Source organism: Veillonella rogosae JCM 15642, from assembly GCF_002959775.1.
Classification (GTDB): Bacteria; Bacillota; Negativicutes; order Veillonellales; family Veillonellaceae; genus Veillonella; species Veillonella rogosae.
In genome coordinates, this window is record NZ_PPCX01000008.1 from 117771 (window position 1) to 129577 (window position 11807).

The 11807-nt window shown below is 40.9% G+C and carries 14 protein-coding genes; all 14 read left to right on the forward strand.

Annotated elements, in window-relative coordinates; translation table 11 throughout:
• The first annotated feature begins 136 nt into the window (after positions 1–136).
• The 14 genes from VRHSUH09_RS04455 to VRHSUH09_RS04520 all read left to right on the forward strand — a co-directional run bounded on the left by VRHSUH09_RS04455 (position 137) and on the right by VRHSUH09_RS04520 (position 11792).
• Positions 137–994, forward strand: coding sequence for an aminotransferase class IV (locus VRHSUH09_RS04455; protein WP_105081504.1), 858 nt, complete (start codon positions 137–139; stop codon positions 992–994).
• A 57-nt stretch (positions 995–1051) separates the two neighbouring features.
• Positions 1052–2098 carry a methionine ABC transporter ATP-binding protein gene (locus VRHSUH09_RS04460; RefSeq protein WP_105081529.1) on the forward strand — a complete coding sequence of 349 codons (1047 nt, stop codon included), beginning with the start codon at positions 1052–1054 and terminating at the stop codon, positions 2096–2098.
• Positions 2079–2732 (forward strand): methionine ABC transporter permease, encoded by a 654-nt coding sequence (locus VRHSUH09_RS04465; RefSeq protein WP_054748701.1) that lies wholly within the window; start codon positions 2079–2081, stop codon positions 2730–2732. Before VRHSUH09_RS04460 ends, VRHSUH09_RS04465 begins: the two co-directional genes overlap by 20 nt.
• A gap of 9 nt (positions 2733–2741) precedes the next feature.
• A complete protein-coding gene (locus VRHSUH09_RS04470) occupies positions 2742–3038 on the forward strand; it encodes a YerC/YecD family TrpR-related protein (RefSeq protein ID WP_004693609.1) in 297 nt (98 codons plus the stop codon).
• 65 nt (positions 3039–3103) lie between these two features.
• On the forward strand, positions 3104–3898 hold the full coding sequence (locus VRHSUH09_RS04475; RefSeq protein WP_105081505.1) for a TSUP family transporter: 795 nt from the start codon (positions 3104–3106) through the stop codon (positions 3896–3898).
• Between the two features lie 11 nt (positions 3899–3909).
• Complete coding sequence (locus VRHSUH09_RS04480) at positions 3910–4677, forward strand: SDR family NAD(P)-dependent oxidoreductase (RefSeq protein WP_105081506.1); 768 nt, start codon at positions 3910–3912, stop codon at positions 4675–4677.
• Positions 4678–4814: 137 nt separating this feature from the next.
• Entirely contained in the window at positions 4815–5666 is an 852-nt protein-coding gene (locus tag VRHSUH09_RS04485; protein ID WP_009352007.1) for a hypothetical protein, read from the forward strand.
• A 19-nt stretch (positions 5667–5685) separates the two neighbouring features.
• On the forward strand, positions 5686–6030 hold the full coding sequence (locus VRHSUH09_RS04490) for a YkvA family protein (protein WP_054748693.1): 345 nt from the start codon (positions 5686–5688) through the stop codon (positions 6028–6030).
• Positions 6031–6146: 116 nt separating this feature from the next.
• Entirely contained in the window at positions 6147–6566 is a 420-nt protein-coding gene (locus tag VRHSUH09_RS04495; protein ID WP_009352011.1) for an acyl-CoA thioesterase, read from the forward strand.
• Entirely contained in the window at positions 6559–7362 is an 804-nt protein-coding gene (gene murI, locus VRHSUH09_RS04500) for a glutamate racemase (RefSeq protein WP_105081507.1), read from the forward strand. The genes VRHSUH09_RS04495 and murI overlap by 8 nt, the downstream gene beginning before the upstream one ends.
• 12 nt (positions 7363–7374) lie before the next feature.
• A complete protein-coding gene (locus VRHSUH09_RS04505; RefSeq protein ID WP_009351927.1) occupies positions 7375–7914 on the forward strand; it encodes a hypothetical protein in 540 nt (179 codons plus the stop codon).
• A gap of 12 nt (positions 7915–7926) precedes the next feature.
• Complete coding sequence (locus VRHSUH09_RS04510; protein WP_009352036.1) at positions 7927–8577, forward strand: coenzyme F420-0:L-glutamate ligase; 651 nt, start codon at positions 7927–7929, stop codon at positions 8575–8577.
• A gap of 64 nt (positions 8578–8641) precedes the next feature.
• Positions 8642–10372, forward strand: a complete 1731-nt coding sequence (locus VRHSUH09_RS04515; RefSeq protein WP_105081508.1) for a hydantoinase/oxoprolinase family protein — start codon at positions 8642–8644, stop codon at positions 10370–10372.
• On the forward strand, positions 10362–11792 hold the full coding sequence (locus VRHSUH09_RS04520) for a histone deacetylase family protein (protein WP_105081509.1): 1431 nt from the start codon (positions 10362–10364) through the stop codon (positions 11790–11792). The genes VRHSUH09_RS04515 and VRHSUH09_RS04520 overlap by 11 nt, the downstream gene beginning before the upstream one ends.
• The last annotated feature ends 15 nt before the right edge of the window (positions 11793–11807 follow it).

Genomic DNA, 11807 nt, shown 5'->3' on the forward strand with positions numbered 1-11807 from the left:
GGTATCCTAGCGGATTTTTATATATCTAAATCATATCTTTCACAAAGTAAAGTGTGAAAATTTAAAAGTAATTGTGTTATAATAAGTCCATGATTACTACTTGATAGAGTAACGAAATAGAAAAAGAGGTGCTCCTATGCAAGAATTAACATATTTTAACGGTGAATTTGTTGAACCAGGTGCCAAAGTTATCAGCATTGATGACCGTGGCTATTTGTTTGGTGACTCTGTATACGAAGTTGTGCGCGTCGTAAAAGGCCGTTGCTTCGCATTGTCTTACCACCAAGATCGTTTATATCGCTCTATGCGTGAAATGGATATTCCTGTAAAAATGACTCCTGATGATTTGACTGAGTTGCACGAGATTTTAATTGAGCAAAGTGAAATCAAAGAGGGGTATATTTATTTACAAATCTCCCGTGGTGTTGCACCGCGTCGTCATGCATACGATCGCTCTAAATTAGAACCACAAATGCTCATGTCTATCCGTACTTTAAATTTAGATGAAGTCAATAAATTAGGTGAAGGCGTAAAAGCTATTGCATTACCTGATGAGCGTTGGGACAAAGTAGATATTAAGACGACAAACTTGATTCCAAATATCTTGGCACAAACAAAAGCAGAAAAGAAATTTGCTTATACTGCCATGTTATTCCGCGATGGTATTTGTACAGAAGGCGCTACTTCTAATGTGTTTGCTGTAAAAGATGGTATCTTGTATACGCATCCAGCAGATAATCACATTTTGAAGGGCATTACTCGTCAAATGATTGTGACTCGTGTTGCACCGTCTTTAGGTATTACTCTCATCGAAAAAGAATTCGATCGCGCCTTTGTTGATGATGCGGACGAACTATTCTTTACCGATACAATTGGTGGTGTCATCCCGATTATCAAGCTAGACAAAAATCCTGTATCTGGCGGTAAACCAGGTCATGTGACACTTCGTCTACGGGAAGCTTTAGAAAAATTGATGGAAGAAGGTTTGCCTTAATAGGTAAGCTGATTTCATTAAATGGTAAAAACTTTTACCTTAAGAAAGGAACTTATTTTGATACAATTAAAACACATTAGTAAAGTCTATGAAGGCGCTAATCGTGTGGAAGCCTTGAAAGATATTAGCCTCGATGTTAAAGAAGGCGAAATCTTTGGTATTATCGGTCAATCTGGGGCTGGTAAATCTACATTGATTCGATGCATTAACATGCTCGAAGCACCTACATCTGGCTCTGTTATCGTAAATGGTACAGACTTAACTACACTTGGAGAAGCTGAACTGCGTAAAGCTCGCAAAAATATTGGTATGATTTTCCAACATTTCAATCTTTTGTCCTCTCGCACAGTCTATGACAATGTGGCGTTCCCTTTAGAATTACAAGGGATGAGCAAGGCTGAAATTAAAGATCGTATTGAGCCAATCCTTGAAATTGTAGGCCTTAGCGACCGTATGAACAATTATCCGTCTCAGTTGTCTGGTGGTCAAAAACAACGTGTTGGTATCGCTCGTGCCTTAGCTTCAAATCCAAAGGTTCTCCTTTGTGACGAAGCTACATCTGCTCTCGATCCACAAACAACAGATTCCATTTTGAAATTGTTAAAAGACATCAACGAAAAAATGGGTCTCACTATCGTCCTCATTACACATGAGATGCACGTTATTCGTGAAATCTGTGACCGTGTGGCAGTTATTGAAGGCGGCGTTATCCTTGAAGAAGGTAGCACTGTTGAAGTGTTCACACATCCTCGCGAAAATACCACAAAAGAGTTCATTAGCTCTGTTGTGAGTGACAACTTACCACCAGAAGCGTTAGAACATTTAGAATTGCATGACCAATGGATTGCAGGTACAGCTCCATTAGTACGCCTTAAATTCACAGGCCAATCTACAGATGAACCTGTAGTGGCAGGTCTCGTACGACGCTTTAACCTCGATGTAAGTATCCTCTTTGGTGGCATCGACTATATCCAAAATACATGCGTTGGTCGCCTTATCGTTATCTTAAATGGTGACCCAGAAAATGCGCAAGAGGGCTTAGACTACATCAAAACATTACCAATTGAAAGCGAGGTGATCGGTTATGTCAGAGCAAATCATTAATCTACTCATAACTGGTACCCTTGATACATTGCAAATGACCATCATCTCTACGGTAATGGCAATGTTACTTGGTATCCCTCTCGGTGTCGTTTTGGTGGTAACGTCTAAAGGTCACATCTTAGAAAATGTAGCTCTTAATAAAGTGTTGGGCGCCATCGTAAATGCGACGCGTTCAGTACCTTTCATTATTTTGATGGTTGCTATCATTCCATTTACACGTATGGTAGTAGGTACATCTATCGGTACTACGGCAGCTTGTGTGCCTTTGACAATTGCGGCCATTCCATTCTTAGCACGCCTTGTAGAAACATCTATTAAAGATATCAACTATGGTGTTATTGAGGCGGCTCAATCCATGGGTGCAAGTCCGCTCCAAATCATTTGGAAAGTATTATTACCAGAAGCATTGCCTACGATTATTGACAATGTAACGGTTCTTATCGTTAACCTTATCGGTTACTCTGCAATGGCTGGTGCTATTGGCGGCGGTGGTCTCGGTGACATTGCTATTCGATATGGTTATCAACGTTTCCAAGCAGACATTATGATTGCTACCATCATCATCTTGATTATTTTGGTACAAGTTGTACAAATGATTGGTGATGCTTGGTCTAAAGCGATGAATAAGAAGTAGGAGGATCCTATGAGCATCAATGAAAAATTGAGAAGTCAACAAAACGATGAGTTATTCACCGCTATTTTAACGCTTGAAAATACAGAGGAATGCTATGCATTTTTCGAAGATATTTGTACGATTAATGAATTAAAAGCTTTATCTCAACGCTTGCAAGTAGCAAAAATGTTGCGTGCAGGGGATAGCTATGAAAAAATCGTAGAAGAAACAGGTGCGAGTACGGCAACGATTAGCCGTGTAAAGCGATGCCTAGTCTATGGTGCTGATGGCTATACATTAGCACTAGATCGTCTAGGTGCAAAATAATATAAACTAGCATGACAACGGTGGCCCTTAGGCGACCGTTGATGTGCTATCTGTAGGAGGTTTATATGGAGTGGCTCGTTGAGGTAACAGGTTTACCATTTGATATCCTTATACTTATTTTGCTCGCCGTAGCGGGGGCTTTCGCAGGGTTTGTTGACTCCATTGTGGGCGGCGGTGGACTCATTTCTGTACCAGCTATGTTATTAACAAATCTTCCGCCTAGTATGGCCTTGGGCAGTAATAAATTATCCAGTATTTTTGGCGCTGGTAGTGCATCGATTACGTTCTTGAGAAATCACATGGTTGATTTTTCTTTAGTTCGTAAACTATTGCCCTTTACCTTTATTGGTTCTATGATAGGTACATTAGCGGTTGTATCGTTGCCGCCATTATATGTAAAGCCCATTATTATCATCTTGCTCGTTTGTGTAACCCTTTTTGTGGTATTCAAAAAGGATTGGGGCGAGGTAAACCGCACTTCTGCAGTAGTGGGCAAAGCACTATATATTTGTATGGCCTTTGCTCTTGGTATTGGTGCCTATGATGGTTTCATTGGACCTGGTACAGGAACATTTTTAATTATGGGCTTTATCTTTACAGGTTTTGATTTTTTACACGCATCAGCTAATGCGAAAGTATTAAACTTTACTAGTAATGTAGCGTCTTTATTGGTATTCTTATATTTAGGGCATGTCAATATTAAATATGGTCTTGCCACAGGGGCGGGACAAATTATAGGCGCCTATTTAGGCTCTCATTTAGCTATTGCAAAGGGCTCATCTTTAGTGCGTGTAGTATTCTTGTCGGTAACGACGGTAATGTTGTTGAAATTAGTGTATGACTATGTTTCAACGTTATAGGAGGACAAAGTATGCCTCATAAAAGTGATGTACAAGTGGCATTGATCAGTGGTGGTACATCGGGTATTGGCTTTGCTACGGCTAAGCTTTTACTGAAAGAAGGTTGGTGCGTAGTCATCAATGGCCGAAACGAAAAATCTGGTCAAAAAGCTAAGACTAAGCTGCGCCGCTATTCTTCAAAAGTACAATACATTCAAGGTGATGTATCTAAACTTGAAGATTGTCAGCGCATTGTAAAAGAAACGGTTGATGTGTTTGGCGGTGTATCTGCCCTCGTAACAGCGGCTGGCTACTATGAGGAAGAGTTATTAGCTGATGTAACAGAGGCCGCTTTTGATGAAATGTTTGGTACCAATGTAAAAGGTACAGTTTTCTTGTGCCAAGCTGCGCTTCCTTATTTGCGCTCTGCAAAAGGTAGCATCGTAACGGTAGCTAGTGATGCCGGTTTACAAGGTAATGTCGCCTGTTCCGTATACGGTGCATCTAAAGGTGCAGTAGTGAGCTTTACAAAATCTTTATCCCTTGAGATGGCACCGCATGGTGTTCGCGTTAACTGCGTATGTCCTGGTGATGTAGATACATCCTTAGTAGATAAACAGATTGCTAATACTCATCAAGATAAGGCTGCTGCGAAGGCTGAAATGGGGCAACACTATCCATTAGGCCGTATTGGCAAGCCGCATGAAATCGGAGAAGTAATTGTATTTTTATTGAGCAATAAAGCGTCCTTTGTAACGGGTGCAGCTTGGACTATCGATGGTGGTCTCACTAGTTGGTAAGATAGAACATATTGGAAGTTATTTTATTTTTTAAATCTATAGATAATTAGAAAAATTCATTTCACTTCTAGCAATAGAATGGTATAATAATACTAATAATATGACCTATAGTTGGTTCACAACAAAGGAGAATACTTATGGCAGAATATAATGGCGTAACACTTGAGCCACTTATGGATGGTTCTCAAGATCGTGACTATCAAGTTGAACAATTTATTTTCTGGGGTGCAGGTCGTGCAGCAGCATTGGCTTTATCCCCTAAATTCAGCAGTGTTGCTTTGTGCGCCAATGCTACGTACATGGTAACTCGTATTGCTCATCTTTATGATGTGGAATTACAATCTGGTGCTGCAGTAGGTTTAGTTGGCGGTCTTAGCACAGCTGTAGGTACAGCGGCTATTTCCCTTCTTATTCCTTTGAAAGCAGTTCGCGTTCCTGTAGCGATTGGCTTAACATATGCTATTGGTAAAATTGCTCATATTTGGATTCAAGATGGTATGCCTTCTGATATCGAACGCTACAAACCAATGGTTGCTGAATTCCTTGAAAGCGGTAAAGCTATTGCATCTGAAATCGTTCGTGATGCAGGCGCTAGCATTCCTTTCACACAAGGTCAACGCGATGTATGGGCAGGTATTGCTAACGAAACAGGTCTTGCTAAAGAAACTTTGAAACAAGTTTACGAAGAAAAAGTAACACCTGCTATCGATAAATGGAATAACGAAACAAAATATCAACTTCATGATAATGCAGCAGAAGTGGTAGCTAAAGTATCTGATGCAGCTAAAGAGAAAATTGATGTTGCAAAAGAAAATATTGACATAGCAAAAGAATTGGCTAAAGGTGGCGTAGAAGTAGCTAAAGCTTCTGCGCAAGTAGCAGTAGACACAGTAAAAACTAAAGCTTCCGATGCTGTAGAAACAGCAAAAGATGCGGCTGCAAACACTGTTAGCACAGCGAAAGATAAAATTGGTAGTTTGCGCAAATAAGCGCTGAAGGATTATTACGATGAATCCCTTAAAAATTATTAAATACGGTAAGTATTTTAACGAATCAAGATTTGTAGGCTTTCTTGGCCGATATGGTAAGAAACTTGCCTTTGTACAACAAGCGGTAACCTTATTCCTCTGTTTACGAGATAAAGATACTCCAAAATATGTAAAAGCAGTCATTGCAGGTGCCTTAGGGTATCTCGTATTGCCTGTTGATGTTGTACCGGATACGATTGCCGTATTAGGTTGGTTAGATGATGTGGCGGTACTCGGAATAGCCTTTAAGATTGCGAATCGTTACATTAAAACGAGTCATCAAGAAGAGGCAAAAAAATTCTTCCCATTTGGTAGTAGTCGCTAACTTTTACCATTTAAGGCAGTTTGATCCACAGTGATTGAACTGCCTTTAATTATTTGACACCCTAAAGTAATAGATATACAATGAAAATTGTATACTATTTAAAAAGGACTAGATTTATGCATATTGCTTCAGTAAATGTACGATTTTACGAAACTGATATGATGGGGATTGCGCACCATAGTAATCACTTTAGATGGTTTGAAATGGCACGTATTGAATTCCTTCGTCAAATCGGTGTAACCTTGTGGGATATGATGAATGAGGATATTGTATTTCCTATTATGAACGTATCTTGCAATTATAAAGAACCAGCGAATTTTGATGATGAACTTCACATTGAAACGTACTTGGTTAAAATGACGCGTGCTCAAATGGTTTTCCGTTATCGTATGAAACGTGCTAGTGATGGTGCGCTTCTGGCGACGGGAGAAACTAAGAACGCTTTTATGTCGAAATCAACAGGAAAGATTGTGCGATTAGACGATACTTTTTATCAGCCTATGTTAGCAGCTGTTGAGGAGATGCCTAATGAATAATGTACAACAATTGCCTATCGGTGTATTTGACTCTGGTGTAGGCGGACTATCAGTATTAAAGGTATTACAAGAACAATTTCCAAATGAAGATTTTATCTATATCGGTGATAATGCCAACAATCCTGTAGGCAATCGCAGTGATGATGAAATTACGTTTTTAGCATGCCGTATTGCAGAGGCGCTTGAGAAGCAGCCTGTTAAATTGATGGTTATTGCTTGTAATACTTTCACCGTTGTTGCCCTTGATGAGGTACGTGAACGCGTATCCGTTCCAGTTATTGGGGTTTCTCAAGGCGTTAAAACCGCTATTAGTGAAAGTAAAAGTAATACTATTGGTATTATGGCTACAGTGGCTACTGTAAACAGCCATATTCATAAGCATGTCGCGTTAGAAGTTGATCCTGAAGTGCTGGTGTGGGAACAACCTTGTCCTGAACTGGCAGGTCTCATTGAGCAAGGTCATTTAGATGACTTTTTCGTTCGTGATGTGTGTGAAGAGTATGTAGAGCCTTTGCTATCTCGTGAAATTGACGTAGTTGTTTTGGGCTGCACTCATTTCCCATTTGTTAAACCTTTATTAGAGGAATTAACTGCTGGTCGTATCCAGTTTGTAGATCCTGCTTATGAAACGAGCAATCTTGTTTGTCGTATTTTAGAGCATAAGAACCTCTATAACCCTCAAGAAAACCTTGGTACGGTGAAGCTGTATTTCACAAAAGATATTGAGCTTGGCGACACATTAAGTGCGTCCTTCCTCGATACAAATCGTCGTACCATTGAACATATTACACTATAAAGGAGATGCCCTATGTGGTTTTATAACATCCTAACTGTAGTAGTATCCATCATTGTGGCTATTGCAGTACTGTATTTATTATTCCGTTTGTTCGCATTGAAACAAGGTGATGAAAAGGTTATTTTGTTGCCAAAACGAGCAACTAATTTCCAAGTATCCGATCGAAACTTTGAATCGATTACATTGTTCTGTGACGTTCCTTTCGTAAATAAAGGTCGTCAAAATGGTACGATTATGGACTTATTCCCACGTCCATTATTGCCTGAGGAACAATTTGATTCTGTGAAAGTAGACGCATGGGCTATGGATATTAACCGCCCACGTCACGATGGCTATTTTGAAGCTGTTATCATTAAACCACGTAAAGGTGGCACTATCCGTGTATATGTTACGTTAATAGGTAAAAGTGGCAATATTCGAGAAGATATTAAGGGTTTCCCTTATATGAATATCGACATTTACTACCAAGTGGTTGGTCGTGAAGATTACCACATTGATAAACAACGTATTCGTTTGACCCCAGAAGAAGTAGAGGCCGCATTAGGCCAATAAGGAGGCATTTCAATGGCAGAATTAGAGTTAGTATGTGTACCAACACGTATTCTTACAGATAATGATGACATCGTAGATGCTATCGTTGAATATGGTGGTCATAATATTGGACCAGAAGATATCGTATGTGTAGCTGAATCTGTAGTGGCTATTACACAAGGTAATTTCACTCGTCCAGAAGAACTAGACGTATGCTGGCAAGCTCGTTTAATTAATCGTTTTATCCATCCAGATGGCTCCATGGCATCCATTTACGGTATGCAAGCGGCTATGGATGTAGATGGTAAATGGAAGGTGTTAGGCGCATTTATTCTAGGTGCCATCGCTAAGATTTTCCGTAAACCAGGCGTGTTCTATGCTATTGCTCGGGCAGCATCTTTGGCTGACGATGTAACAGGCACTATGCCTCCATTCGATAAACATATCGTACATGGCCCTAAAAATCCTGATAAAGTAGCTGAGAAAATCGTATCTCGCACAGGTTGCTATGGCGCTGTAGTAGCTGACGTTAATGACTTAAAACGCTCCGCTATCTTAGGTACAAGCCGTGGCATTGATGCTAAGAAAATTGCACAATTGTTGATCGACAATCCATTTGGTAATGATAGCCAAATGACTCCAATTGTTATCATCAAAAATTACGCATCTGTATCTGGTAAATAACAGAAGGCTGTACTCATCACATAGAGATGGGTACAGCCTTTTTATATTGTAATTAGGAGGTTTTATGTTAATAGGTTTAGACGTAGGTGGTACTTTTACCGATGCCGTTATTATCGAAGGTCATCGCGTAGTATCATCTGCTAAAAGACGGACTACGAAGGACAATCTAATGCAAGGGATAGGTGAGGCCTTAGATGCAGTCCTAGATAGTTGTGATACATCGAAGATTGAACAAGTAACCTTATCTACTACAGTTGTGACAAATACCATCGTAGAAGAGAAGGAGCAAGTCGTAGACCTCTATGTAGTGACTGGGCCTGGTCGCAATGTAGATGACATATTCCCTGTGAGCCCTATATATCTTCAGGGCTATACAGACCACAGAGGTATTGTCGTAGAGCGTACCTCTACTGATGGTGTACGTGGTATAGCACATATGGTGCAAGAACGAAGTGGTACTGATTTGGCCGCTGTATCTGCAAAATTTGGTGTCCGCAATCCTCAAGAGGAATTATCTATAACAGAAGCGTTACAAGAAACATATAATACCATATCTAATGGCAGTTTATTAAGCGGTTCCTTGAACTTTCCTCGTCGTACTATTAGTGCTTACTTTAATAGCGCTGTAACGCCCGTATTTACGGTGTTTAAGAAAAACGTGGAAGATGCGCTGAGTGCACGAAATATTAAGGCCCCACTTCATATATTAAAGGCCGATGGGGGCTCTCTTCCTATTGAGCACATGGTAAGTCGACCTGTAGAAACTGCTTTTACGGGACCGGCTGCCACTGTGCTTGGTTTATCTGCTCTCGGTGCTATAGGTAATACGCATACAGTGGCGCTAGATATTGGGGGAACTACAACAGATATTTCCCTTTGGAAACAGGGAAAACCATTGATGACGAAGAATGGTGTATCCATTCGTGAATATCCAAGTGCAGTGCGATCCTTTACAGTTACCTCCGTCGGTATCGGCGGTGAGTCGGTAGTTCGCATTGTAGATGGTGAAATCACGGTAGGACCTGAACGTGTAGGTCCATCAGCGGCTTTAGGTGGTAATGAACCTACCTTGGGGGACGCTCTCATCGTATTAGGACACGCAAGATATGGTAATGTTGAACTTGCTACACAATCCTTACAACAGTTAGCCTATCTGTTACAGGCTAATTGGAAACACGGCGAATGTGAAGATACATTGGGGAACCATAATTCTGAAAAGCAATGTATTCATAATATGTCAGCTCTAGATGTAGCACAGCTTATTGTTAAAAAGGCATTAGAAACAATTCAACATGGCATCGATGAGGTGGTACAGGCAGAAAATAAACGCCCCATCTATGTAGTGGCGGATATTGTAAATCCCGATGTCTTTATGCCTGCTCAAATTGTCGTAGTAGGTGGTACAGCACCTAGCTTAGGGCCAAGTATAGGCGAGTATTTGAATTTACCGGTTACTATTCCCGAAAATGCAGCTGTAGCAAATGCTATTGGTGCAGCATTAGCACTATCTACTATTGAACTTACCGTTCACGTCGATACAAAACGTCGTTTGCTTGTCATTCCAGAGTTAGGTGTAAAGCAGCAAACCTGTACCTTGAAACGAGCTGAACAAGTAGTTGAGCGCGCAAAAGAGGCTCTCGGTGAAGAGGCATTGCGCTTGGGCCTAGATAAAACGCAAGAGGTCGAGGTTATTAGCATTGAAGATTTTCCTGTTGTAGAGGGATGGCAGTCTATGGAACGTCTAATTACGGTGAAAGTACAGCTAGAAGCGGGGGTGAAAAACTATGTGGAATAAGGGCCTATCCTATCGCGAGCGTCATGGACTCAGAAATGTTGGTATAAATAAGATTACCAATACAAAGACAGGCGACACGTTAAATCCGGACAAAAATGTATCAAAACATAGTTTAGGTCTTGTCTTTTTCCCTGCCTTTGACTGGAAGATTTCAGAAACGCATCCTGAACGACAAGAACGTTTACTCTATACACGAGATCAAATCGTAGAGGAAGGTTTATTAGACATCCCGAATATTAGAGAATATAATCCTATCGTAGCCGATTGGGATACGATAGAGCGTGTTCATGTAGGTGCTCCTGACTTAGAATCCTGGGTAACGGAAGCTCATCGTGTATCTGCAGGAGGCGCTATTGCGGCTGCTGATGCGGTTATGCGCGGAGAGGTGGACCGTGCCTTTGCACTCGTTAGACCTCCAGGACATCATGCGATGGCTATGGTACATGGTATTCGGGGTTTCTGTACCATAAATATTGAAGCTGTTATGATTCAACATATGCGCCAAAAATATGGTATAAAACGTGTTGCTGTGGTGGATACAGACGTTCACCATGGCGATGGGTCTCAAGATGTGTTCTACCACGATCCTGATACTTTATATATTAGTTTCCATCAAGATGGTCGCACGCTATATCCAGGTACTGGCTTTATGGATGAGTTTGGTGGACCTCAAGCCATCGGTGGCAATATAGATATTCCATTGCCACCTGGTACTGGTGACGAAGGGTTGATGAAAGTTATGCGCGAATTAGTATTACCTATATTAGAGGAGTTTAATCCGGATATCGTCATCAATTCAGCTGGGCAAGATAATCACTTTAGCGATCCTTTGGCGAATATGCAGGTTACTGCAAAAGGCTATGCCGAGCTTGTAGATTTATTGCAAGCTGATATAGCTGTCTTAGAAGGTGGTTACTCTGTACAGGAAGCGTTACCTTATGTAAATACAGGTATTATTTTATCTATGGCAGGCCTTGATTACAGCCAGGTCGTAGAACCTGCCTTTGATCCTGCTAAATATAAGCAAAGTCAAAATGTAACTACCTATATAGATGACCTCATTGCTAAATGGAAGGTGCAATGGGCTAATCGCCATAAGATGGCCGAAGATGAGCGCCTAGGTGCGGGAGATGTTTGGTCTAATCGCTATAACGTGTATTATGATGAAACGGGCGTACAAGAGGAGCGCCTTGAAAAGGTGCGCATGTACGAAGATAAGGTTGGCTGGCATAGCGTACTTTCACGGGGCCAATATGGACCTTATGGGCCACAAAGTGTATATGCTATGTTCATCCCTTGGCAAGGGGACGACGAAACACGGCAAGATGCGATTGTAGAGGCTAAAAGAGCTAAAGCAGAGGGCGGGGCAAGTCGTTATGTTGTGGTAGATCCTCTTGGTGAAGGACAATATGAACTATAGTGCTAGTATTAGTTG